This window comes from Microbacterium sp. MF43, from assembly GCF_012847295.1.
In the GTDB taxonomy this organism is placed as follows: Bacteria; Actinomycetota; Actinomycetes; order Actinomycetales; family Microbacteriaceae; genus Microbacterium.
This window is the reverse complement of the sequence record NZ_JABBDY010000003.1, coordinates 448,195-472,828: the sequence shown is the minus strand read 5'-3', so window position 1 is coordinate 472,828 and position 24,634 is coordinate 448,195. Positions and strand designations below refer to the sequence as shown.

Below are 24,634 nucleotides of genomic sequence, written 5' to 3'. Positions count from 1 at the left end.
ACGTCAGAGCCCGGCGGCCGTGCGGAGGTCGTCGGCGCGATCGGTGCGCTCCCACGTGAAGTCGAGGAGTTCGCGGCCGAAGTGCCCGTACGCGGCCGTCTGGGCGTAGATCGGGCGCAGCAGGTCGAGCTGGTCGATGATCGCCTTCGGGCGGAGGTCGAACACCTCGAGGATCGCCCGGGTGATCGCCTCATCGGACACCCGTCCCGTGCCGAACGTCTCGACGTAGAGGCCGACAGGCTTGGCCTTGCCGATCGCATACGCCACCTGCACCTCGAGGCGGTCGGCGAGACCCGCCGCGACGGCGTTCTTGGCGACCCATCGCATCGCGTACGCGGCGGAGCGGTCGACCTTCGACGGATCCTTTCCGCTGAAGGCGCCGCCGCCGTGGCGCGAGGCTCCGCCGTAGGTGTCGATGATGATCTTGCGGCCCGTCAGCCCGGCGTCGCCCTTGGGGCCGCCCGTCACGAACGGCCCTGCGGGGTTGATGTAGAACTTCACGTCGGGAAGCTCGAGGCCCGTCGCCTCGAGCACGGGGTCGATGACCTCTGCCCGGACGGCCGCGCGGAGCGCCTTCTGCGAGATGTCGGGCTGGTGCTGCGTCGACAGCACCACCGACTCGACGGTGCGCGGCGTCTGGCCGTCGTACCCGAGCGTGACCTGGGTCTTGCCATCGGGACGCAGGAACGGCAGCGCACCCGAACGGCGCACCTCGGCGAGGCGCTCGGCCATCCGGTGCGCGGTCCATGCCGCCATCGGCATGAGCTGCGGCGTCTCGGTCGTGGCGTACCCGAACATGATGCCCTGGTCGCCGGCGCCCTGAAGGTCGCTGGGGTCTTCCGAGCCGTCCTCGCGTCGCTCGAACGCCTTATCGACGCCCGCGGCGATGTCGGAGGACTGCGCGCCGATCGAGACGCTGACGCCGCACGAGTCGCCGTCGAAGCCGGTCTCGCTCGAGGTGTACCCGATGCGGTTCACGACCGAGCGGACGATCGCGGGGATCTCGACGTACGCGGACGTGGACACCTCGCCGGCGACGTGGACGAGCCCGGTCGTCACCAGGGTCTCGACGGCGACCCGGCCCCGCGGATCTTCGGCGAGGATCGCGTCGAGGATGCTGTCGGAGATCTGGTCGCAGATCTTGTCGGGATGCCCCTCGGTGACGGATTCGGACGTGAACAGACGAAGGTCGGTCATCGATGCTCCAGATCGGAAAGGTGCAGGCACCAGTATGCCCCCGGTCGCGGACAGTGCCGCGCCCGGGGGCATCAGGACGTCATAGAGGTCAGTCGAGCGAGCGCAGACGCAGCTTGTCCTCGTGGATCTCGTGCATCGCGATCGTGAGGGGCTTGTCCTCGACGGTCGAGTCGACGAGCGGCCCGACGTTGTCGAAGAGGTTCCCCTCGTGAAGGTCGGAGTAGTAGTCGTTGATCTGACGCGCACGCTTGGACGCGAAGATCACGAGCTGGTACTTCGAGTCGACCTTCTCGAGAAGACTGTCGATGGGGGGCTCGATGATGCCCTGATTCGTTCCGGCCATGGGAATCCTCCTGGATCGGATGACGGATGGAAAGGTCTGCGGGCCCCGGTCGTGCCGAGGCATCCCACCATTCTACGTCAGCGGCGCGCCTCAGCGCGCAAGGCGAGCCACCTCATCGGCGGCGCGCGCCACGTCGTCGTTCACGACGCGGTAATCGAACTCGCCCTGCGACGCCAGTTCGATCTTCGCCGTGCGCAGCCGGCGTGCGCGCTCCTCGTCGTCCTCGGTTCCACGCCCGACCAGACGATGCACCAGTTCGTCCCAGCTCGGCGGCAGCAGGAACACGAGCGTCGCGGAAGGGTCGGCGGCGCGCACCTGACGCGCGCCCTGCAGATCGATCTCGAGCAGCGCCGTGCGGCCCTCGGCGAGCACGCGCTCGATCGGCGCACGGGGCGTGCCGTAGCGGTGCTTGTTGTGCACCGTGGCGTACTCGAGCAGCGCCCCCGCCGCGACGAGCCGGTCGAACTCGGCGTCGTCGACGAAGAAGTAGTGCTCGCCGTCGACCTCGCCGGGCCGCGGCGCGCGTGTCGTCGCGGACACCGACAGGTGGATCTCGGGGTGGTGCTGCTTGATGTACGCCGCGACGGTCCCCTTGCCGACCGCGGTCGGACCGGCGAGCACCACGAGACGGCTGCGTCCTCCGCGGGGCTCGAGCTCGGGCCAGCGCTCGTCGAGGAACCGGCGGAGGGCATTCCGCTGACGCGTCCCCAGACCGCCGAGGCGCTTGACCGGGGAGATCTCGAGATCGGTGAGGATGCGGTCGCGCTTGCCCTCCCCGATCGCCGGGATCGCCGTGAGGAACTCCGTCACCCGCATCGCGCCCGCCGGTGACTCCGGCTCGGCGAGGGCACGGCGCAGCAGCTCCTGCGGCGTGATGACCCGCATGGCGACGTCCTTCTTCAGGGCGGCTCGCTCGCGGCGTGCGGCGACGGCGCGGCGGGATGCCGCGACACGGTCGACCTCGGGAGGCCTGCGTGCGTCAGCCACGAGCGGCCTCCCCGTAGAGAGCGGCCCGCTCATCGATGCGCTGTGCGATCGCGTCGGGGCCGGCGGACAGGATGCTGCGGCTCTCGCTCGCGATGACGCTGCCGGCGTTGTCGCCGAAGAGGCGCGGGAGATCTGCGGGCTCGGCGCCCTGCGCACCGAAGCCCGGGGCGAGGATCGGCGCGCCGGCCAGTGCCTCGTCGCTCAGCCCGACGGCGTCGCGGTCGACCGTCGCGCCCACGACGAGTCCGATCGGGCCGAGACCGCCCGAGAACGCGGTGGAGCCGTTGACCCACGCGATGTCGCGCGCGACCCGCTCGGCGACCGTCTGGCCGTCCGTCGCGGCGACGTCGACGACGTGCGCGCTCTGCAGTGCGAGGGCTTCGGGATTGCTGGTCGCCGCCAGGACGAACGCGCCCTTTTCGTTGCGGATCGCGGTCGTCAGCGTCGCACGCAGCGAATCGGGGCCGAGATAGGGGCTGAGCGTCACGGCGTCGGCTTCGAGCGGCGAGCCCGCCTCCAGCCACGCGGCCGCGTAGCCGTCCATCGTCGACCCGATGTCGCCGCGCTTGGCGTCGGCGATCACGACGAGACCCGCGTCGCGCCCCGCAGCCAGCACGTCCTCCAGTGCGGCGAATCCCTTCGCGCCGAAGCGCTCGAAGAACGCCACCTGCGGCTTGACGATGCCGACCCGGCCGGTCGCGGCCTCGATCACGCGGAGCCCGAACTCGCGCGTGCCGGCGGCCGAGGCATCCAGCCCCCACTCCTGCAGGAGCGCGAGGTGCGGATCGATGCCGACGCACAGGGGGCCGTGAGCGGCCAGCGCAGCCCGGACCCTCGCTCCGAAATGCGTCACGCGCTCACCGCCCGGTCGGCCGCGTACTCCTGGAGGCTCTTCACCTTGAAGCCCTCGCGCAGCACGGGCAGAGCGCTGACCGCCGCGCCGAGGACGGCCATGGTGGTGAATAGCGCCTTGTCCCCCGCCACGGCCGCGGCGCGGATCTCGTAGCCGTCCGCGCGGGCGCTGCCGCCCGACGGCGTGTTCACCACGATGTCGATCTCGCCGGCGTTGATGAGGTCGACGATGTTGGTCGCGCCGGACTCCTGCGTCTCGGAGAACTTGCTCACCACGCGCACCGCGATGCCGTTGCGGGCGAGGATCTCCGCCGTGCCCTCGGTGGCGACGAGGTCGAAGCCGAGCTCCTGCAGGCGGTGCGCGGGGAGGATCACGGCGCGCTTGTCGCTGTCGGCGACCGAGATGAACACGGTGCCCTCGAGCGGCATGCCCCCGTACGCAGCCTCCTGCGACTTCGCGAACGCCGTCGGGAAGTCGCGGTCGATGCCCATGACCTCACCGGTCGAGCGCATCTCGGGGCCGAGCACCGAATCGACGGTCTGGCCGTCGGCGGTGCGGAATCGCTTGAACGGGAGCACGGCCTCCTTGACGGCCACCGGGGCGTCCAGCGGAACGCGCGACCCATCCTGCTCGGGCAGCATCCCCTCGCCCTTGAGCTCGGCGATCGTCGCGCCCGCCATGATGCGGCTCGCGGCCTTCGCCAGCGGGATGCCGAGCGCCTTGGAGACGAACGGCACCGTGCGGCTCGCACGCGGGTTCGCCTCGATGACGTAGAGCACGCCCGCCGAGATCGCGAACTGCACGTTGAGCAGGCCGCGAACGCCCACGCCCTCAGCGATGGCCTGCGTGGCCTCACGCACGCGATCGATGTCGGTGCGCCCGAGACTGATGGGCGGAAGAGTGCAGCTCGAGTCCCCGGAGTGGATCCCCGCCTCTTCGAGGTGCTCCATCACGCCCCCGATGTACAGCTCGGAGCCGTCGAAGAGGGCATCGACGTCGAGCTCGATTGCGTCGTCGAGGAATCGGTCGACCAGCAGCGGCAGGCCGGGCCCGATGATGGCCTGATCGGCGATGCGCACGAAGTAGTCCCGCAGCGCCTCGGTCGAGTAGACGATCTCCATGCCCCGTCCGCCGAGCACGAAGCTGGGGCGCACGAGCACCGGATAGCCGATCTCCTCGGCGATCGTCACGGCGCCCTCGACGTCGATCGCGGTGCCGCTGCGCGGTGCGACGAGTCCCGCGTCGTCGAGCAGCCGGGAGAAGAGCTCGCGCTCCTCGGCGAGGTCGATCGCCGCCGGCTTGGTTCCGAGAATCGTGTAGCCGGCCTCCTCGATGCCCTTCGCCAGGCCCAGCGGCGTCTGGCCGCCGAGCTGGCAGATCACGCCGAGGATCTCACCGGACCGGGCCTCCGCATGCAGCACCTCCAGGACGTCCTCGAGGGTGAGCGGCTCGAAGTACAGCCGGTCCGACGTGTCGTAGTCGGTCGACACCGTCTCGGGATTGCAGTTGACCATGATCGTCTCGAACCCGGCGTCGGCGAGGGCGAACGACGCGTGCACGCACGAGAAGTCGAACTCGACGCCCTGACCGATGCGGTTGGGACCCGAGCCGATGATGACGACCTTCGTGCGATCCGAGGGGGTGACCTCCGTCTCGACGTCGTAGCTCGAGTAGTGGTACGGGGTGAGCGCAGGGAACTCCCCCGCGCACGTGTCGACCGTCTTGTACACCGGTCGCAGGTTCAGGCCGTGACGGATGCCTCGCGCCTCCGCCTCGCCGATGCCGCGAAGCTGCCCGATCTGCGCGTCGCTGAAGCCGTGCTCCTTCGCGATGCGCAGGGTCGCGGCATCCAGTTCCGGGGACTGACGCACGAACTCGGCGACCTCGTTGATCAGCACGATCTGGTCGAGGAACCACGGATCGATCTTGGTCGCCTCGAACGCCTGCTCGACCGTGGCGCCCTTGCGGAGCGCCTGCTGCAGCACGACGATCCGCCCGTCGGTCGGCGTCTTCGCGACCTCGAGAAGCTCTTCCACGCTGCGGTCTTCGTCTCCCCAGTGGAAGCTCGACCCGCGCTTCTCGAGGGAGCGCAGCGCCTTCTGCAGAGCGGTGGCGTAGTTGCGACCGATCGCCATCGCCTCGCCCACCGATTTCATCGTCGTGGTGAGCGTCGTGTCGGCGGCCGGGAACTTCTCGAAGTTGAACCGCGGGACCTTCACGACGATGTAGTCGAGCGTCGGCTCGAAACTCGCCGGCGTCACCTTCGTGATGTCGTTCGGGATCTCGTCGAGGCGGTAGCCGATCGCGAGCTTCGCGGCGATCTTCGCGATCGGGAAGCCGGTGGCCTTCGACGCCAGTGCCGACGAGCGCGACACACGAGGGTTCATCTCGATGACGATGATGCGGCCGTTCGACGGGTCGACGGCGAACTGGATGTTGCAGCCGCCGGTGTCGACGCCGACGGCGCGGATGATGTCGATCCCGATGTCGCGCAGCTTCTGGTACTCGCGGTCGGTGAGCGTGAGCGCGGGGGCCACCGTGATCGAGTCGCCCGTGTGCACGCCGACGGGGTCGACGTTCTCGATCGAGCAGACCACGACCGTGTTGTCGGCCGTGTCGCGCATGAGCTCGAGCTCGTACTCCTTCCAGCCGAGGATCGATTCCTCGAGGAGGACCTCGTTCGTCGGCGAGTCATGCAGGCCCGCACCGCCGATGCGGCGCAGGTCCCTCTCGTCGAACGCGAAGCCCGAGCCGAGGCCGCCCATCGTGAAGGACGGGCGCACGACGAGCGGGTAGCCGAGCTTCTCGGCGCCGGCGAGCAGGTCGTCCATCGAGTGGCAGATGACCGACTTCGCCACGTCGGCGCCCGCTTCGAGGACGAGCTCCTTGAAGATCTGGCGGTCCTCGCCCTTGCGGATCGCGTCGACCTTGGCGCCGATCAGCTCGACGCCGTACTTCTCGAGGATGCCGCGATCGTGCAGCGCCATGGCCGCATTCAGCGCCGTCTGGCCGCCGAGGGTGGGGAGGATGGCGTCGGGCTTCTCCTTCGCCAGGATCGTCTCGATCACCTCGGGGGTGATCGGCTCGATGTAGGTCGCGTCGGCGAAATCGGGGTCGGTCATGATCGTGGCCGGGTTCGGGTTCACGAGGATGACGCGGATGCCCTCGTCGCGCAGCACGCGGCACGCCTGCGTGCCCGAGTAGTCGAACTCGGCCGCCTGGCCGATCACGATCGGGCCGGAGCCGATGACCAGAACGGAGCTGATGTCGTCGCGCTTGGGCATTACTTCGCGTCCTTCTTCTCGATGTGGGCGACGACCATGTCACGGAAACGGTCGAACAGGTAGTTGGCGTCGTGCGGGCCGGCCGCGGCCTCGGGGTGGTACTGCACCGAGAAGGCGGGGATGTCGAGCGCGCGGAGGCCTTCGACGACCCGGTCGTTGAGGCCGACGTGACTCACCTCGATGCGGCCGTAGCCGCGGGGGCTGTCGAACTCGCCCTCGACGGGCGCGTCCACCGCGAAGCCGTGGTTGTGCGCGGTGATCTCGACACGTCCGGTGGCCTTGTCGAGCACCGGCTGGTTGATGCCGCGATGCCCGAAGGGCAGTTTGTAGGTGCCCAGGCCGAGTGCCCGGCCGAGGAGCTGATTGCCGAAGCAGATGCCGAAGAACGGCAGTCCGTCGTCGAGCACTCCGCGCAGCAGGTCGACGTGGTCGCCTGATGCGGCAGGGTCGCCCGGACCGTTCGAGTAGAAGACGGCCACAGGGTCGATCGCGCGGATCTTGTCGAGGGTGACGTTCTGCGGCAGGACGTGCACGTCGAAACCGCGTGCGGCCAGGTTGTCGACGGTCGCCTGCTTCACCCCGAGGTCGAGCACGGCGAGGTTGCCGATCCGCTCTGCGGTCGCCTTCGTCACCTCCGCGGCGGCGACCGACACCTGCGCCGACAGGTTCCGGCCCGCCATCTCGGGCGCTTCGCGCACCAGGCGCACCTGCTCCTCGGCATCGATCGCGGCGGCGTCGCCGGAGAAGATGCCGCCGCGCATGCTGCCCGCGGAGCGGATGTGGCGCGTGACGGCTCGCGTGTCGATTCCGCTGATCCCGACGACGCCGTCCGCGACCAGCGCGTCGTCGAGCGACTGATCGGCGCGCCAGTTCGACACGACCCGAGAGGGGTCGCGGACGATGTAGCCCGACACCCAGATGCGGCGGGACTCGGGGTCCTCGTCGTTCATACCGGTGTTGCCGATGTGCGGTGCCGTCTGCAGCACGATCTGCCCGGCGTACGACGGGTCGGTGAGCGTCTCCTGGTAGCCGGTCATCCCGGTCGCGAACACGACTTCGCCGAGCGTGGTGCCGCGCGCACCGTAGGCGCGGCCGACGTGACGGGTGCCGTCCTCGAGGACGAGCACGGCGGGATCGGTCTGGAAGAGGGAGGTCATGCTTCGGTTCCCGTCTGGGTGGGGAGGATGCCCGACACCGCGTCCGCGAGAGAGCGGGCGGAGGCATCCTGCGGGCGGAAGAAGGAGTCGACGAGGGTGGCGTCGTCGGTGCGCCAGGTCAGGCGCACGAGGCCGTCGCGCTCGACCACGCGGTCGATGGCGACGGTCGCCTGGTCGACCTCGGCGATGCGGGCGGTCGCGAGGAACATGCGCGGCTGCCCGGTGATGTCGATCGCGACCCCGGCGTCGGTGACCGAGACGTCTGCGCGGGACCGGAAGCCGAGGCCCTTCACGGCGAGGCGCTCGAGCGGATCGCCGTGCCGGGTGGTCGCGACGTAGAGGGTGGCGAATGCCGCGACCGTGGTGGCTCCGGCCGGAACCTCGGCGAAGGGAGCCGCGATCGCGCTGTCGCGTCGCGTGCGCCGAGCCCACGCCCAGACGCCGAGCGCCAGCAGCACGAGTGCGACGGCGACGGTGATGAGGAGCGCGCCCTCGCGGGTCATGCGCGGGCCCCCGGTGCGTCGAGGAGCGCGCCGTCGACGACGGTCGCTGTGCCGTGGTGGAGCGTCCAGCGGACCTCTCCGGGAAGCTCTCGCCCGAGGTAGGGCGAGTTGACACTGCGGCCGTGGAGATCGTCGGTGCCGAATGCGCGCACGGGCGCGGGGTCGTAGAAGGTGAGCGAGGCGGGCTGGCCCGCCGTCAGCGGCGTACCGTGTCCGGCCAGGCGGCCGATCCGTGCCGGCTCGCGCGACATGACGCGGGCGACATCGGCCCACGTGATCAGCCCCGTGTCGACCATGGCCTGCTGCACGACGCGGACGGCGCTCTCGAGCCCCACCATGCCGTTCGCGGCGGCGTGCCACTCGCAGGCCTTCGCCTCGGCCGGGTGCGGGGCGTGGTCGGTGGCGACGATGTCGATGGTGCCGTCGGCGAGGCCCTCGCGCACCGCCATGACGTCCTCTTCGCGGCGCAGCGGCGGGTTGACCTTGAACCGCGCGTCGTAGTCGCGCACCAGCTCGTCCGTCAGCAGCAGGTGATGCGGGGTGACCTCGGCGGTGACGTCCACTCCGCGCTTCTTGGCCCAGCGGATGATGTCGACGGAGCCGGCGGTCGAGAGGTGGCACACGTGCAGGCGCGACCCGACGTGCTCGGCCAGCAGCACGTCGCGCGCGATGATCGACTCTTCGGCGACGGCGGGCCAGCCCGCGAGGCCGAGCTCGGCCGACACGGCGCCCTCGTTCATCTGCGCGCCCTCGGTGAGGCGCGGATCCTGGGCGTGCTGGGCGATGACGCCGTCGAACGCCTTGACGTATTCGAGTGCTCGCCGCATGATCAGCGGGTCCCACACGCAGAAGCCGTCGTCACTGAAGACCCGCACGCGTGCACGGGAGTCGGCCATCGCACCGAGTTCGGCGAGCCGCTCCCCCTTCTGGCCGACCGTGACGGCGCCGATGGGCTGCACGGTGACGAAGCCGGCGGCCTCGCCGAGCGCGAGTTCCTGCTCGACCACACCGGCGGTGTCGGCGACCGGCGAGGTGTTGGGCATCGCGAAGACCGCGGTGTACCCCCCGGCTGCGGCAGCACGCGACCCGGTGAGGATGGTTTCGGATGCCTCGTAGCCGGGCTCGCGCAGGTGGGTGTGCAGGTCGACGAGGCCGGGGAGCGCGATGAGCCCATCGACGTCGACGACCGTGGCGCCGGCGCGCGACGCGTCGGCTCCGACGGCCTCGATGCGTCCCTCGGCGACGAGGATGTCGGCGGCGCCGCCGCCCTCGATCTGCGCCCCGCGGAAGAGGAACACCTCGCTCATCGTGTGCTCTCCTTCTGTGTGCTCGCTCGTGGATCCTCGTCGCGCTCCACGCCCGCCAGGAGCAGGTAGAGCGCGGCCATGCGCACCGAGACGCCGTTCGTCACCTGCTCGAGCACGGTCGAGCGCGGCGAGTCCGCGGCTTCCGCGGAGATCTCGAGGCCCCGGTTCATCGGGCCGGGGTGCATGACAATGCTATCGGCAGGGAGCGTCGCCAGCCGTCGCGCATCCAGTCCCCACCGGCGGGAATACTCCCGTTCAGTGGGGAAATACGCGGCATTCATGCGCTCGAGCTGGATGCGGAGCATCATGAGTGCGTCAGGACCGTCTGCAAGCGCCTCATCGAGATCGAACAGCACGCGCACCGGCCAACGCGAGACGTCCTGCGGTACGAGAGTGGGGGGCGCGACGAGGGTCACTTCGGCGCCGAGCGTGTGCAGGAGCCACACGTTGGAACGCGCGACTCGCGAGTGGAGGATGTCGCCGACGATGGTCACCGAGATGCCGGAGAGGTCGCGACCACGGCTGTCGTCGCCGAAGCGCCGCTTGCGGATCGTGTAGGCGTCGAGGAGCGCCTGCGTCGGGTGCTCGTGCGTTCCATCGCCCGCGTTCACGACGCCGGCGGTGATCCAGCCGCTCGTGGCGAGCGTGCGCGGGGCGCCTGATGCGCCGTGACGGATCACGACGGCGTCGGCGCCCATCGCCTGGAGGGTCTGGGCGGTGTCCTGGAGCGACTCCCCCTTCGAGACGCTCGAGCCTTTCGCGGCGAAGTTGATGACGTCGGCGGAGAGCCGCTTGGCCGCGGCCTCGAACGAGATGCGGGTGCGAGTCGAGTCCTCGAAGAAGAGGTTGACCACGGTCTTCCCCCGCAGGGTGGGGAGCTTCTTGACTTCGCGCCGCTGGGTGTCGGCCATGTCCTCGGCGACGTCGAGGATGCGCATCGCGTCCTCGCGAACGAGGGTCTGGGTGTCGAGCAGGTGCCTCATGACTCGATCGTCACCTCGTCGCGTCCGTCCGTCTCGGCGAGGCGGACGTTCACCCGCTCCTCGCGCGAGCTGGGAAGGTTCTTCCCGACGAAGTCGGGGCGGATGGGAAGTTCGCGATGTCCGCGGTCCACGAGCGTGGCGAGCCGGACCGCCGTGGGACGGCCGATGTCCTGCAGCGCGTCCAGTGCCGCGCGGATGCTCCGGCCGGAGAACAGCACATCGTCGACGAGCACGACGACGCGGTCATCGATCCCGCCTGGCGGTATCTGCGTGGGCTGCGGGGTCCGCGTCGGATTCCGGTGCAGATCGTCGCGGTACATCGTGACATCGAGCGAGCCGACCGGCACCGGCACGCCGCCGAACTGCTCGACGAGTGCGGCGATGCGATACGCCAGCGTGACGCCGCGGGTCGGGATGCCGAGAAGGACGAGGTTCGCGGGGCCCTTGTTGGACTCCAGGATCTCGTGCGAGATCCGAGTCAATGCCCGGGTGATGTCGGCCTCGTACAGCACGGTGCGCGTGCTCATCCGCCGCTCCCTTCTCCGCCTCACGGGACGGGGTTAAAGGTTGCTGTGATTCCCCCCAGCCTATCAGCGCGCACCGGCCCCGTCGGCTCAGATGACGCCGATCGGCACGCCGTTCGAGCCGACGAGCACCTCTTGGCCCGGCTCAGGCGGCAGGGGCATCGGCGTCGCTGTCGGCGACCGCCGTCGCGCGGATCGGATGCCCCTGGCTCGTCAGGCAGCGGCCGCTCGCGAGATCCCACTTCCAGTCGTGGAGCGAGCACGTCAGCACGCCGTCTTCGATCTTGCCGGTCTTGGTGAGGTCGGCGCGCAGGTGCGGACAGCGGCGCTGGACCATCCAGTCCCCGAGCCGGGCGTCCTCGGTCTGGTCGGTCTGCTCGGCGTACCAGTTCTCGACGTACTCGATGCGATCGCGCGAGAGGCACTTGAGGAATGTGGTGAGGAACTCGTTGAACTTGCCGCTGCGTCCCACCTCGAACTGCATCGACAGGAAGATGGAGTTCGACCAATCGATCTCGTGGTCGGCGATGTTCGTCGAGACGAGGTCGGCGGGGATGGTGTACCAGTAGATGCACTCTTCGCCGGCGTACTCGCGCACCTTCGCCTTCGGGAAGTCCACGACCATGTCGAGTTCCCCGATGCGGAATCGGACCGCTCCACCGACGCCGTTGCGGATGGTGCGGGCGCGGCGAAGGAGCGGCTCCCACCACTCCTTGATCGCCGCCAGCATCTCGTGGGGCGGGAGGACCGGGGCGCGCGAAGCCTCCTCGGCGCGGATCTCGTCCTGGCGGGAGTCGCGCTGCTCGGCGAGGTAGGACCACTTGTCGTCGAAGATCCGGTCGATCTCCGACTCGGTGTACAGCGTCTGCGTGATGCTCAGCTCACCGTGGTTCAGCTCGACGACGGTGCCGGGCAGGAACTCGTACCCCTTCTGCTCGGGCCGGAGCTCGCGCATGTGGGCGAGGAACTCGCGCTGGTCGGTGAAGATCGCGTCGCCGTCGAGGCCCCGGCCGTTGTACTTGAACAGCTCCTCGCGCAGGAACATCGGCGGGCCCGCCATCGGGAACACGTGCTCCGCGTCGACCTTCTCGATGTAGTACATCGCGCGCTTGTTCTGGGCATCGCGCTTGAGCTGCGCGAAGTTGCGCTTGGCGTCCTGCGGCAGGTCGTAGACCATCGGCCACCAGATGGCGCCGGACACCTGGGTGAAGTACGCCTCGGGCTTGGAGAACGAGAGCAGCTTCTCGAGGTCGAGCGGGTGGGAGTCGTTCTGATTCAGGATGCTGGCGCTGCCGTCGTCCACGCTGAGCGACGAATCGCCGATCGGTCCGTCGCTCGGCGCACGCAGCGGCGTGACCATCACCTTCAGCGGACCGAACTCCACAGGCACACCCGCCTGCGTGTAGATGATGTTGTCGTAGCCGAGTCCGCGCAGATCCTGCTCCAGCTCGTCGGTGGGGTACTCCGGGAGGAGGACGCGGATGTCCTTCCGAATGTGCCGTGCCATGAGGGCCGGGTCGAAGTGATCGCGGTGCCGGTGCGAGATGTAGAGGAAGTCGGCGTTGCCGAATCGTGCCCAGTCGAGACCGCGGTTGTCGGGGAAGGGGAACCACGACCCGAAGAAGGTCGGGCCGATCACCGGGTCGCAGAGGATGCTCCCTCCGGCGGTCTCGATGAACATTCCGGCGTGACCGAGGCCCGTGATGCGCATGCTCGCTCCTTCCTCGACAAGTCTACGAGAGGGGTTCGGACGGCCCCGGTGTGCCGGGCCGTGGAAAAGCCGATGCACCGCGCCCGAGGGTGCGGTGCATCGGGCGGAGAGTCAGGACGAGCGCGCGATCCGTGCCAGCACGCCGTGGACGAACGAGCCGGAGTCGTCGGTCGAGAACTCCTTGGCCAGCTCGATGGCCTCGTCGATCGCGACCGCGGCCGGCACCTCGTCGTTGTAGAGGATCTCCCACACCCCGATGCGCAGCACGGCGCGGTCGACCGCGGGCATCCGGGCGAGCGACCAGTCCTTGGCGAACGTCGTGATCTGCTCGTCGATCGCCTCGCGGTTGTCGATGACGCCGTCGACGATCTCGCGGGCGTAGAGCCAGGATGCCTCGCGGGCGGGCTCATTCGCGGCGCGCTTGGCCTCGGCGGCCAGGATCGCAGGGAGGTCCTCCCCGCGCACGTCGGCCTGGAACAGGATGTCGAGGGCGCGCTTGCGCGCCTTGCTCCGTGCGCTCAAGGTCAGCTGACGCGGCCGAGGTAGTCACCCGTGCGGGTGTCGACCTTGACCTTGGTGCCCGTCTCGAGGAAGAGCGGGACCTGGATCTCGTAGCCGGTCTCGACGGTCGCGGGCTTCGTGCCCGCCGAGGAGCGATCGCCCTGCAGGCCCGGCTCGGTGTAGGTGATCTCGAGCACGACCGACGCGGGAAGCTCGATGTACAGGGGGTTGCCGTTGTTGAGGGCGATCTGGACCTGCTGGTTCTCGAGCAGGAAGTTGGCGGCGTCGCCGACGGTGGCCGCGCCGACGGTGATCTGGTCGTAGTCGGCGACGTCCATGAAGACGAAGCCCTCGCCGTCGTTGTACAGGTACGTGAAGTCGCGGCGATCGACGTTCTCGGTCTCCACCTTCGCGCCGGCGTTGAACGTCTTGTCGACGACCTTGCCAGACAGGACGTTCTTGAGCTTCGTCCGAACGAACGCGCCGCCCTTGCCCGGCTTCACGTGCTGGAACTCCACGACGCTCCAGAGCTGCCCGTCGATGTTGAGGACGACGCCGTTCTTGATGTCTGCGGTCGATGCCATGGGTGAGGAGTATCCGTTCGTGAGGAGAGATGGCCGGTCGCGGCCCGACAGTGCATTCTACGGGATGCCGAATCGGTGCCCGCTGCGAGCAGCGATCAGTTGTCGGTCTGTCCTGTGATCACCGCGATGAGTCGTTCGATGGCCGTGGCGTATCCCTGGACGCCCTCCCCCGCGACGTGCACCAGAGCGACGTCCGCGACGAGCGAGTGGTGACGGAACGGCTCCCGCTTGGTGATGTCGGAGATGTGCACCTCTGCCACCGGCAGGGATACCCCCGCCAAGGCGTCGCGCAGCACGACGGAGGTGTGGGTGAGTCCGCCGGGGTTGATGACGATCCCGCTGCAGTCGTCCCGAGCCGCATGGATCGCGTCCAGAAGGACGCCCTCGTGGTTGCTCTGCACGGCGCGCACCTCGAAGCCGCGTGCGGCCGCTGTTCGCGTCGCGAGCTCTTCGACATCCTGCAGGGTCGCCGAGCCGTAGATCTCCGGCTCGCGCGTGCCCAGCAGATTGAGGTTCGGGCCGTTGACCAGGAGCAGACGACGCGGTGAAGTCACCTCGACACGGTATCAGCGGCGTCTTCGGCGTGATACTCGGCCAGGAGCTCGCGTTCGCGAGCAGCCCGCGGGAACTTCCAGAACACCAGCACCGCGCCGATGAGTACCGCGATGATCCCGGCGATGTAGGCCCAGTCCTGGCCCTGCAGGAACGATTCCTTCGCCGCCTGCGTGATCGCATCGGCGTACTGGGGGTACTGCTTGGCGATCGTCTCGGCGCTCGCGAACGACTTCGTGAGCTGACTCTGCACACTCGAGGTGACCTCGGCGGACTCCTTCGAGGAGCCGATCTGCGACAGCATCGCGGCGGCGTAGCCGGCGGTGAGCAGCGCGCCGAGGATCGACTGCATGATGGCCCCGCCGAGATCGCGCTGCAGGTCGGCGGTTCCCGAAGCCATGCCTGCACGGCGGACCGGCACGGCGCCGGTGAGGGAACGCGATGCGGGGGTGCCCGCGATGCCCACGCCGGCTCCGACCAGGGCATAGCCGAGGGCCACCGCCCAGTAGGCAGCCCCCTCCCGCCACAGCAGCAGCATCGTGAGGAATCCCAGGAGCACGGGAACGTAGCCGAGGAGCATCGTGAACCGCGCACCGCGCGCCTCGACCAGCTTCGCCGAGCGGGGCGCCAGGAGCACCATGAACACGGCCGCCGGAAGGATCGCCGCTCCCGATTCGATGGTGGAGTACCCCAGCACGTTCTGCAGGAACTGCTGACCGATGAACATCGCCCCCATGAGCGAGCCGAACACGATGATGCCCGCCACCGCAGCGACCCAGAAGATCGGACGCTTGGCCACTCCGAGGTCGTACAGGGGGTTGGCGGCGCGCCGCTGGCGCCACAGGAACAGCACGAGCGCGACGATGACCACCGCGGTGAGGCCGATCACGAGCACGCGGGCGTCCGGAACCGTCGCGAAGTTGATCGCGACGATCAGGGCGCCGACCAGCACCACCGAGAGAATGCCGCCCAGGTTGTCCACGGGGTCGGTCGCCTCGTTGATGTGGGCCGGGATGAACTTCAGAGTCAGAGGGACCGCGACCACGATGAGCGGGATCGTCACGAGGAAGACCGAGCCCCACCAGAAGTTCTCCAGAAGCAGTCCGGAGATGAGCGGTCCGAGCGCGGAGATGGCGCCGCCCGTGGCAGACCACAGCGCGATGGACCGGGTCCGCGCCGGCCCCGACCACAGCGCGGTGATGAGGGCGAGTGTCGTCGGATATGCCATGCCGGCCGCGATCCCGCCCACGACGCGGGCGGCGATCAGCACCTCGATCGACGGCGCGAAGGCCGCCACCAGGCCGGCGGGGAGTGACAGGAGCACGCCGATGAGGAGCATGCGTCGGCGACCGTATCGATCGCCGACGGCCCCGAGCCACAGCACCGACGCGGCCAGGCCGAGGGAGTATCCGATGGCGACGAGGTTCAGCTGCGTCTGCGAGGCATCGAATGCCACGCCGATGTCGGGAAGAGCGACATTCGCGACCGCGAGCGGGAGGTTCGCCACGGCGGCGACGATGATGAGCGTGCCGAGCACCGCTCCTGATCTGCTCGGTGCTGTCGATGCCACGGTCATCGCGAGGGCCTCCAGACGGTCTCCGGCCGATCGCGCGAGGTCGGCCCGGTGACCCTCATCCTGCCGGATGGGGTGTCGCTCGCCGGGGGTGATTTTCCGTGGCGCGGGCGGTCAGCCCGCGACCTCCTGGTACGCCGCGAAGAGGAGCGATTCGTCCGGTGCCTGCAGCACGGTGGGCTTGGCGATGTCGTCGAGCACGATGAAGCGGAGCATCCCGCCGCGGCTCTTCTTGTCGCGCTGCATGGTGGCCAGCAGCTGCGGCCACGCACCCGGTCGATAGGTCGTCGGCAGCCCGAGCAGGTCGAGGATGTCGCGGTGGCGCTGCGCCGGGGCATCCGCCAATCGCCCCGCGAGACGGGAGAGCTCGGCGGCGAAGACCATCCCCACCGAGATGGCTGCGCCGTGCCGCCAGCGGTAGCGCTCGGCGTGCTCGATCGCGTGGCCGAGGGTGTGGCCGTAGTTCAGGATCTCGCGCAGGCCGGCCTCGCGCAGGTCCTCGCCCACGACTCGCGCCTTCATCTCGATGGCGAGCTCGATCGAGCGGCGGAAGGCGTCGCTGCGGGGGTCGGTCGCCGTCCCGGGGTCGGCCTCGATGAGGTCGAGGATCTCGGGGGCCCAGATGAACCCCGCCTTCGCGACCTCGGCGAACCCGGCGACGCGCTCGTTCCTCGAGAGCGAGTCGAGCAGATCGAGGTCGCACAGCACCGCGCGCGGTGCCCAGAACGCACCCACCAGGTTCTTGCCCTCGGCGGTGTTCACCCCGGTCTTGCCGCCGACGGCCGCATCGACCATGCCGAGGACCGTGGTGGGCACATGGACCACCTCGACCCCGCGAAGCCAGGTCGCGGCGACGAACCCCGCGAGGTCGGTCACCGCTCCCCCGCCGAAGCCGACCACGACGTCGCTGCGGGTGAAGTCCGCCTTGCCCATGACCTGCCAGCAGAACGCGGCGACCTCGATGCGCTTGCCCGCCTCGGCATCGGGGATCTCGGCGAGAAGCACCTCGCGGTCTCCGACCAGCTGGGTGCGCAGCGCCTCGGCCTGCGCGGTCAGGGTCGGCGGGTGGATCACGAGCACCTTGCGGGCGGCGGGGGGAAGCGTCTCGCCCAGGCGGGAAAGGATGCCTCGCCCGACGGTGATGGGATAACTGGCGTCGCCGCTCACGGTGATCGTGGTCGTATCGGTCATTCGTCTTCCTCTTCGTCCCGCGATGCCCATTCGACGATCCGATCGACGACGAGCTGCAGTGGCCCGCTGGAGGTGTCGAAGCGGATGTCGGCCAGCTGCTCGTACAGCGGGCGGCGGGCCTCGTAGATCTCGGTCCAGCGGGTGATGGCGTCCTCGCCCTGCAGCAGCGGCCGGGCGCTCCCCCGCACCCGGTGGGCCACCACCCGGGGGGCGACGGTCAGCAGCACGACGCGATGTCCCTCGAGGTCGGCGCGGGTCTCCGGGTCGAGGACCGCCCCGCCTCCGAGGGAGACGACGCCGCGGGTGGCGAGTCCCTCCTCGACCGCGGCGCGCTCGAGCTCGCGGAAGCGCGCCTCGCCCTGTTCGGCGAAGATCGTCTCGATCGGCCCGTGCTCCCGCGCGACCGCCGCATCGGTGTCGAAGAACGGCACCTCGAGAGCGCGCGCGACCCGCTTTCCGACGCTCGTCTTTCCGGCTCCCATCGGGCCGATGAGCACGAGGGCGCTAGAGAGCGGCGTCATGCTGGGCGAGCGCCGCGTCGCTCTCGGTCGCCGTGCGCAGGGTGTCGGGGATCGCGGCGAGGTACCCCTCGAGGTTGCGGCGGGTCTCGCCGACGCTGTCTCCGCCGAACTTCTCGAGCACCGCCTCCGCGAGCACGAGGGCGACCATCGCCTCGGCGACGACGCCCGCCGCGGGGACGGCGCACACGTCGGAGCGCTGGTGATGCGCGGCCGCGGTCTCTCCGGTCGCGACGTCGACCGTTCGCAGCGCCTTGGGCACCGTCGCGATCGGCTTCATTCCGGCCCGCACGCGCAGCACCGTTCCGGTCGACATGCCGCCTTCCGTGCCGCCTGCCTTGTCGCTCGAGCGGGTGATCCCGCCGTCGGTCGCGTGGAGTTCGTCGTGTGCGGCCGACCCGCGACGGGTGGTCGTGAGGAAGCCGTCTCCGACCTCGACGCCTTTGATGGCCTGGATGCTCATCAGCGCCTGAGCCAGCTTGCCGTCCAGACGGCGATCCCAGTGCACGTGCGAGCCCAGTCCCGGCGGAAGCCCGTACGCGAGGACCTCCACGATGCCGCCGAGCGTGTCGCCGGCCTTGCGGGCGTCGTCCACCTCGGCCACCATGCGCTCGCTCGTCGACACATCGAAGCAGCGCAGCGGATCCGCGTCGAGCGCGTCGACGTCGTCGGGCGTCGGAAGCGCCGCGTCGTCGGGGACGCGCACCGGACCGATCGAGAGCGTGTGACTCACCAGGCGGATGCCGAGTTCCGACAGGAACGAGCGCGCCACCGCCCCGAGCGCGACGCGCGCCGCTGTCTCGCGGGCGCTCGCGCGCTCGAGGATCGGGCGGGACTCGTCGAAGTCGTACTTCTGCATGCCCACGAGGTCGGCGTGGCCGGGGCGAGGCCGAGTGAGAGCGGCGCCGCGTCCGCGGGACTTGTCGGTGAGCTCGACCGGGTCGGGGCTCATCACCTCGGTCCACTTCGGCCACTCGGTGTTGCCGATGCGCAGCGCGATCGGGCTGCCGAGCGTCAGGCCGTGGCGGACGCCGGACGAGATCGTGAGCTCGTCCTCCTCGAACTTCATGCGCGAGCCGCGGCCGTAGCCGAGCTTGCGACGCGCGAGGTCGGCCTGGATCGCGGCGCGGGAGATCGGGACGCCCGCGGGCAGTCCCTCCATGACGGCGACGAGTTCGGGGCCGTGCGATTCGCCGGCCGTGAGCACGCGGAGCATTGCTCCAGTCTCCCACGTGCGGATCCGCCGTTACGTCACGCGTCCTCGTCGAGCGCGCGGCGCATGGCGGCGAAGACGGCGGCCTCGTCTGGAAGCGCGGTGCCGGCATCGCCCGTGGTGAAGATCCGCACCTGGAGCAGGGCCTGGTGCAGCAGCATCCCCAGACCCGACACGGCAGGTGCGCCGGCGCGTTCCCATGCGGCCGACAGCGCGGTCGGCCAGTGCCCGTACACCACGTCGAGGAGGAGCCCGCCTCCCGCGGCGAGGGCGTCGGCCGAGGCATCCGTCACCGGCGCATCTCCGGGCAGGGTCGCGATCGTGACGGGCGAGGGAGGGTGGACGGATGCCTCGAACCCTGCCGGTGCGACCTCGATGCCGAGCACTCGGCCGAGGTCCGCCAGCGGCTCGACGGCCTCGCGTCTGCGGGCGACGACATCGATCCGTCGTGCGCCGATCTCAGACAGCGCGACGAGGGCGGAGGTCGCCGTCGCGCCGGCGCCGACGATCCGGGCGACCGGAGCCTCCGTGACGCCCTCGTCGGCGAGGGCGCGGACGATCCCTCCCACGTCGGTGTTGAACCCGCGAGGCCCGGCCGGATGGAGCAGCAGCGTATTGACGGCGCCGGTGAGTTCCGCGCGACGGTCGAGTCCGGCCGCCGCGGCGCGGGCGACCCCCTTGAGCGGCATCGTCAGGGAGAGACCCCGCCATGTGTCGTCGAGAGAGGCGAGGGCCGCAGCGAAGCCCGTCTCGTCCACCCGGCGCCGGTCGTAGGTCCACTCCCTCCCGAGCACCGCGTACGCCGCTCGGTGGAGCTGCGGGGAGCGGCTGTGCGCGATCGGGTCGCCCCACACGGCCAGGCGCGTCGCCGCGGGCGTCAGCACCCCGCGTCCGGGTTCTCCGAGCACCAGTCCTGCCACTGGCGGACGGCGCGATTGTGGTCATCGATGTTGGTCGTGAACACTGTCTCGCCGGTGTTGAGGTTCACCGTGACGAAGTAGAGCCAGTCGCCCTCCGCAGGGTGCATCGCCGCGTCGATCGCAACATCTCCCGGATTGGAGATCGGGCCGATCGGCAGCCCGGCGTTGACATAGGTGTTCCACGGGTTGTCATCGCTCAGGGCCTCGCCTGACGAGCTCACCGTGCCGTCGTGCATCTCGCCGTAGCCGTACTGCGCCGTCGAGTCCATCTGGAGCAGGCCGAACGTCTCCTGGTTTGCGGGATCCAGACGATTCTGGATGACGGTGGACACCTTCTGCATGTCGGCCTCGAACCGCGCCTCGCGCTGGATGATCGAGGCGATCGTCAGGATCTCCTGGCGCTGGTCCTCGGGCACGCCGGCCTGGTCGAGGGACTGCACCGCGCGATCGACGAGCGTCTGGATCACCTGGGGAGCCGTCACCCCCGGTTCGAAGGTGTAGGTCGCAGGAAAGAGCCAGCCCTCCAGCGAATCGGCGGCCACGCCGTACGCCGAAGGATCGGCCACGGCGGACTCGAAGTCCGTGAGGGGAAGGCCGGTGGCTTCGGCCAGGATCGGGAGCGACTGCTCCACAGTGAGGCCCTCGCGCAGCTGGGCGGTGTTCTCCATCTTGTTGGCGGGATCCAGGAGCGCCGCGAGGGCCGCCTCCGAGGTCATCTGCTTCTGCAGACGGAACACGCCGGGCACGAACGGCGGGTTCTCGCCGCTCTCGATGAGGAAGTCGTAGAAGGCATCGGGTGTCATGGTGACCCCGGCTTCGTACAGCGTCTGCGAGATCGGGGCGCCGGTGTCGCCGGAGGCGATCGTGATGAACACTTCTCCGTTCGCCATGCCCTCCTCGTAGTCCTTCGGCTCCTCCCAGCCCATGACCTCGCGGATCTGCTCCTCGTAGGTCGTCCACACGTACCACGCACCCGCAGCGGTTGCGCCCAGGATCGCCAGCACGATGCCGAGGGCGATCCACCCGCCGCGGCGGCGCTTGCGCTTGTCGGCGGGAGGCGGTGGGGTGCCGAGCTCGTCGGTGGACGTCCGTCCCGTGAAGAGGTCCTCGAGGGTGGCCGTGGCGGCGCCGCGCTCGGCGGGCCGAGTCGCCGTTGTCTGGGCGAGGGAACCGGTTCGGCTGTACGGCGATGCACCCGCACCGTCGAAGAGCCAGGCGTCGTCATCGGCGCTCGCGCCGGCGGACGCCGGCGCGGACCCGTTCGAGACCGGAAGCACGGCGGTGGCCGAGGACTCCCCTGTCGTGCGCTGAGCGGCCACCGGGCGCGCGTCGACCTCTCCGGCGGGTGCCGACGCCTCGGCGTCCGCCGCATCGTTCGGCGCCGCGCCACCCTGCCGGGCGGCGAGCTCGCGGGCCTCACGCCGCGACAGCGGACGGGCCGGCTCCTCGGGAGCGCTGCCCCGGTCCGCGTCGGAGCCGGCAGACCTCAGCGGCCGGTCTCGCGGGTCCGGCAGATTGCCGAACAGGTGCGCGAACCGGTCATCATGCGGGGACTCGGGCATGTCAGGCGGGCTCCTGGGTGACGGGGACGCCAAGGGGACGGCCGGTGCTCTTCTCGACATCGATGGCTTGCTGGAGCAGCACGACGGCGGCGACCTGGTCAACGATGGTACGCGACGAACGCTGTGTTCTGCCCGATTCCCGCAGGGCAGCGTGCGCGGAGACGGTCGAGAGGCGCTCGTCCACAAGGCGGACCGGGAGGGCGGATGCCTCGGCGATCGCCGCGGCGAAGGCCCGGGCGTCCGCCGTGGACGGGGTGTCCTCACCTCGCAGATTCAGCGGCAGTCCGACGAGGACCTCGATCGCCGAATGCTCCTCGGCGAGGGCCATGATGCGCTTGACCGCTGCGTCGTCGCGGGGAACGGTCTCGACGGGAGTCGCGAGCAGACCGTCCGGATCGCTCTTGGCGACGCCGACCCGGACGCGCCCGACGTCGACGCCGAGTCTCGCCCCGCGACGGAACCCGCTCACGCGCTCAGGGCGTCCTTGACGGCGTGGAGCGCGGACGGAAGCGCCGCGGCATCCGTTCCCCCGCCCTGCGCCACGTCGTCGCGGCCGCCGCCGCCGCCGCCGAGCACGGCAGCGGCGGCCTTCGCCAGCACCCCTGCCTTGGCACCCGCGCTGCGCGCGGCGTCGTTCGTCGCGACGATGACGATCGCGCGGCCGTTGACCTCGGCGCCGAGCGCGACGACGGCCGCCTGTGAGCCGAGCCGGTCGCGCACCTGGAGCGCGAGCGACCGCACGTCATCAGCGGAGCCGGCGGTGCCGATGGACTCCGCGACGACGACCTGCCTGCCCACCGGCGCGGCGGCCGCCGCGAGGGCGGGGAGGCGGTCGCCGAGAGCCTTCGCCTCGAGTGCCGCGATCTTCTTCTCAGCGGACTTGAGGTTCGCGGTGAGCTCGGCGATCCGGGCCGGGAGCTGATCCCGCGGGGTCTTGAGCGTCGACGTGAGCTGCGAGACGATCGCGCGCTCGGCGGCCAGCGAGCGGAAGGCGTCGAGTCCGACGAGCGCTTCGACGCGGCGGTTGGATGCCCCGACCGAGGACTCCCCCACGAGGTTGATGAGGCCGATCTCGGCGCTCGTCGACACGTGCGTGCCCGCGCAGAGCTCACGCGACCAGGGTCCGCCGATGTCCACCATGCGGACGGTGTCGCCGTACTTCTCGCCGAAGAGCGCCATGGCCCCCAGCGACTTCGCCTCGTCGAGCGCCAGCACGCGGGTCGTCACTTCGAGGTTGTCGCGGACCGCGTTGTTGGCGATCTCCTCGATCTCGCTCTTGGTCTCGTCTGACAGGGACTGGCCCCACGTGAAGTCGAACCGCATGTAGCCGGCGCGATTGAGCGATCCGGCCTGCGTGGCGGTCTTGCCGAGCGTGTCGCGCAGTGCCGCGTGGACGAGGTGGGTGGCGGAGTGCGCCTGGCGCGCCGCACGCCGGTTCGCGGCATCCACGATCGTGGTCGCCGGCTGGCCGACCGCGACCTCACCGGTGGTGACCTCGACGGTGTGGCTGATGAGGCCCGCGACGGGCTTCTGGACGTCGAGGACCTCGAGCTCGTAGCCGGGACCGACGATGACGCCCCGGTCGGCGACCTGGCCGCCCGACTCCGCGTACAGCGCGGTCTCGGCCAGGATCACCTCGGCGATCTGACCCGCCGCGGCGCGATCGACGGAGATGCCGTCCACCAGCAGCCCGAGCACCGACGACTCGGTCTCCAGGTCGGTATACCCGGTGAAGACGGTCTCGCCCGCCGCGCGGAAGTCGCGATACACGCTCGTGTCGGCGAGCTGGCGCTTGCGCGAACGGGCGTCCGCCTTGGCCCGGGCTCGCTGCTCCTGCATGAGGCTGTCGAACGCTGCTCGGTCGACGGACAGACCCGCCTCCTCGGCGATCTCGAGAGTCAGGTCGATCGGGAAGCCATAGGTGTCGTGCAGCAGGAACGCCTCGGAGCCGGCGATCGTGGTGCCGCCCGCCGCCCTGGTCTGCACGAGGGAGTCGTCGAGGATCGACTCCCCCGCCGCGAGCGTGCGGAGGAACGTGGCCTCCTCGGCCAGCGCGTGCTGGGAGATGCGGGCGTAGTCCGCCTCGACCTCGGGGTAGGCGTCCTTCATGGCGTCGCGCGACGCGGCGAACAGGTCGGCGAACGTCGGGCCGTCGACGCCGAGCAGGCGCATCGAACGGATCGCGCGACGCATGAGCCGTCGCAGGATGTAGCCGCGGCCGTCGTTCGACGGGGTGACGCCGTCGGTCATGAGCATGAGCGACGACCGGATGTGGTCGGCCACCACGCGGAAGCGCACATCGTCGTCGTGGTCGGCGCCGTACGTGCGCCCCGAGAGCTCGACGGCCTTGTCGAGGACCGGCCGCACCTGATCGGTCTCGTACATGTTGTCGACGCCCTGCTTGATGAAGGCGATGCGCTCGAGCCCCATGCCCGTGTCGACGTTCTTCGCGGGGAGCTCGCCGACGATGTCGAAGTCGTACTTCGACTGCACGTTCGTGATCTCGTACTGCATGAACACGAGGTTCCAGATCTCGACGTAGCGGTCGTCGTCGGTCGCGGGACCGCCGTCGATTCCGTATTCGGGGCCGCGGTCGAAGAAGATCTCGGAGCAGGGGCCCGCCGGGCCCGGAGTCCCCGTGCTCCAGTAGTTGGTGTCCTTGCCGAGGCGCTGGATGCGCTCTTCGGGCAGGTCGGTGAGACTGCGCCAGAGGTCGTGGGCCTCGTCGTCCTCCTCGTAGACGGTGACCCACAGATCCTTCGGGTCGAACCCGAGGCCGCCGTCGGCCTCACTCGAGGTGAGCAGCTCCCACGCGTAGCGGATCGCGCCCTCTTTGAAATAGTCGCCGAACGACCAGTTGCCGAGCATCTGGAAGAAGGTGCCGTGGCGCGGGGTCTTGCCGACCTCTTCGATGTCGTTCGTGCGGATGCACTTCTGGTTGTCGGCCGCGCGCGGGTACGGCGCGGGCACATCGCCCGACAGGTACGGGATGAACGGCACCATGCCGGCGATGGTGAACAGCAGCGCGGGGTCGTCGGTCACCAGAGAGGCGGACGGGACGATCGTGTGGCCGTTCTTCTCGAAGTAGTCGAGGAAGCGCTGCGCGATCTCGGCGGTCTTCATTCGGGTCCTCGCAAAATGGGCGCGGTGCTCCCCCGAAACGGGGAGGCG

Annotated in this window: 22 protein-coding genes; all 22 read right to left on the bottom strand. The window is 69.8% G+C overall.

Annotated features, from left to right (window positions below):
- Positions 1 to 3 precede the first annotated feature (3 nt).
- Positions 4 to 1,197, bottom strand: a complete 1,194-nt coding sequence (gene metK / locus HF323_RS10650) for a methionine adenosyltransferase (protein WP_169582551.1) — start codon at positions 1,195 to 1,197, stop codon at positions 4 to 6.
- 88 nt (positions 1,198 to 1,285) lie between these two features.
- On the bottom strand, positions 1,286 to 1,540 hold the full coding sequence (gene rpoZ / locus HF323_RS10645; protein WP_169582550.1) for a DNA-directed RNA polymerase subunit omega: 255 nt from the start codon (positions 1,538 to 1,540) through the stop codon (positions 1,286 to 1,288).
- Positions 1,541 to 1,630: 90 nt separating this feature from the next.
- Positions 1,631 to 2,527: a guanylate kinase gene (gene gmk, locus HF323_RS10640; protein ID WP_169582549.1), complete on the bottom strand. Its 897-nt coding sequence runs from the start codon at positions 2,525 to 2,527 to the stop codon at positions 1,631 to 1,633.
- Positions 2,520 to 3,380 (bottom strand): orotidine-5'-phosphate decarboxylase, encoded by an 861-nt coding sequence (gene pyrF, locus HF323_RS10635; RefSeq protein ID WP_169582548.1) that lies wholly within the window; start codon positions 3,378 to 3,380, stop codon positions 2,520 to 2,522. Before pyrF ends, gmk begins: the two co-directional genes overlap by 8 nt.
- Positions 3,377 to 6,664, bottom strand: coding sequence for a carbamoyl-phosphate synthase large subunit (gene carB / locus HF323_RS10630; RefSeq protein WP_169582547.1), 3,288 nt, complete (start codon positions 6,662 to 6,664; stop codon positions 3,377 to 3,379). Before carB ends, pyrF begins: the two co-directional genes overlap by 4 nt.
- Positions 6,664 to 7,821, bottom strand: coding sequence for a glutamine-hydrolyzing carbamoyl-phosphate synthase small subunit (gene carA, locus HF323_RS10625; RefSeq protein ID WP_169582546.1), 1,158 nt, complete (start codon positions 7,819 to 7,821; stop codon positions 6,664 to 6,666). The genes carB and carA overlap by 1 nt, the downstream gene beginning before the upstream one ends.
- Positions 7,818 to 8,324 (bottom strand): hypothetical protein, encoded by a 507-nt coding sequence (locus HF323_RS10620; protein WP_169582545.1) that lies wholly within the window; start codon positions 8,322 to 8,324, stop codon positions 7,818 to 7,820. The genes carA and HF323_RS10620 overlap by 4 nt, the downstream gene beginning before the upstream one ends.
- Positions 8,321 to 9,631, bottom strand: a complete 1,311-nt coding sequence (locus tag HF323_RS10615; protein WP_169582544.1) for a dihydroorotase — start codon at positions 9,629 to 9,631, stop codon at positions 8,321 to 8,323. The genes HF323_RS10620 and HF323_RS10615 overlap by 4 nt, the downstream gene beginning before the upstream one ends.
- Positions 9,628 to 10,614: an aspartate carbamoyltransferase catalytic subunit gene (locus HF323_RS10610; protein WP_169582543.1), complete on the bottom strand. Its 987-nt coding sequence runs from the start codon at positions 10,612 to 10,614 to the stop codon at positions 9,628 to 9,630. The genes HF323_RS10615 and HF323_RS10610 overlap by 4 nt, the downstream gene beginning before the upstream one ends.
- Positions 10,611 to 11,141 (bottom strand): bifunctional pyr operon transcriptional regulator/uracil phosphoribosyltransferase PyrR, encoded by a 531-nt coding sequence (gene pyrR, locus HF323_RS10605; RefSeq protein ID WP_169582542.1) that lies wholly within the window; start codon positions 11,139 to 11,141, stop codon positions 10,611 to 10,613. The genes HF323_RS10610 and pyrR overlap by 4 nt, the downstream gene beginning before the upstream one ends.
- Positions 11,142 to 11,283: 142 nt before the next feature.
- Complete coding sequence (locus tag HF323_RS10600) at positions 11,284 to 12,849, bottom strand: Rieske 2Fe-2S domain-containing protein (RefSeq protein ID WP_169582541.1); 1,566 nt, start codon at positions 12,847 to 12,849, stop codon at positions 11,284 to 11,286.
- A 111-nt stretch (positions 12,850 to 12,960) separates the two neighbouring features.
- Positions 12,961 to 13,371 carry a transcription antitermination factor NusB gene (nusB, locus tag HF323_RS10595; protein ID WP_169582540.1) on the bottom strand — a complete coding sequence of 137 codons (411 nt, stop codon included), beginning with the start codon at positions 13,369 to 13,371 and terminating at the stop codon, positions 12,961 to 12,963.
- A gap of 2 nt (positions 13,372 to 13,373) precedes the next feature.
- A complete protein-coding gene (gene efp / locus HF323_RS10590; RefSeq protein WP_169582539.1) occupies positions 13,374 to 13,934 on the bottom strand; it encodes an elongation factor P in 561 nt (186 codons plus the stop codon).
- Positions 13,935 to 14,029: 95 nt separating this feature from the next.
- Entirely contained in the window at positions 14,030 to 14,488 is a 459-nt protein-coding gene (gene aroQ / locus HF323_RS10585) for a type II 3-dehydroquinate dehydratase (RefSeq protein WP_169582538.1), read from the bottom strand.
- Positions 14,485 to 16,062, bottom strand: a complete 1,578-nt coding sequence (locus HF323_RS10580; RefSeq protein WP_169582537.1) for an MFS transporter — start codon at positions 16,060 to 16,062, stop codon at positions 14,485 to 14,487. The genes aroQ and HF323_RS10580 overlap by 4 nt, the downstream gene beginning before the upstream one ends.
- Positions 16,063 to 16,173: 111 nt before the next feature.
- Positions 16,174 to 17,250 (bottom strand): 3-dehydroquinate synthase, encoded by a 1,077-nt coding sequence (gene aroB, locus HF323_RS10575; RefSeq protein WP_169582536.1) that lies wholly within the window; start codon positions 17,248 to 17,250, stop codon positions 16,174 to 16,176.
- Positions 17,247 to 17,771, bottom strand: a complete 525-nt coding sequence (locus HF323_RS10570) for a shikimate kinase (RefSeq protein ID WP_169582535.1) — start codon at positions 17,769 to 17,771, stop codon at positions 17,247 to 17,249. Before HF323_RS10570 ends, aroB begins: the two co-directional genes overlap by 4 nt.
- Entirely contained in the window at positions 17,755 to 18,984 is a 1,230-nt protein-coding gene (aroC, locus tag HF323_RS10565) for a chorismate synthase (protein WP_169582534.1), read from the bottom strand. Before aroC ends, HF323_RS10570 begins: the two co-directional genes overlap by 17 nt.
- A gap of 35 nt (positions 18,985 to 19,019) precedes the next feature.
- On the bottom strand, positions 19,020 to 19,892 hold the full coding sequence (locus tag HF323_RS10560; protein WP_211160521.1) for a shikimate dehydrogenase: 873 nt from the start codon (positions 19,890 to 19,892) through the stop codon (positions 19,020 to 19,022).
- Positions 19,859 to 21,463, bottom strand: a complete 1,605-nt coding sequence (gene mltG, locus HF323_RS10555; protein ID WP_169582533.1) for an endolytic transglycosylase MltG — start codon at positions 21,461 to 21,463, stop codon at positions 19,859 to 19,861. The genes HF323_RS10560 and mltG overlap by 34 nt, the downstream gene beginning before the upstream one ends.
- A gap of 1 nt (position 21,464) precedes the next feature.
- Complete coding sequence (ruvX, locus tag HF323_RS10550) at positions 21,465 to 21,932, bottom strand: Holliday junction resolvase RuvX (RefSeq protein ID WP_169582532.1); 468 nt, start codon at positions 21,930 to 21,932, stop codon at positions 21,465 to 21,467.
- Positions 21,929 to 24,586 (bottom strand): alanine--tRNA ligase, encoded by a 2,658-nt coding sequence (gene alaS, locus HF323_RS10545; RefSeq protein WP_169582531.1) that lies wholly within the window; start codon positions 24,584 to 24,586, stop codon positions 21,929 to 21,931. Before alaS ends, ruvX begins: the two co-directional genes overlap by 4 nt.
- Between the last annotated feature and the right edge of the window lie 48 nt (positions 24,587 to 24,634).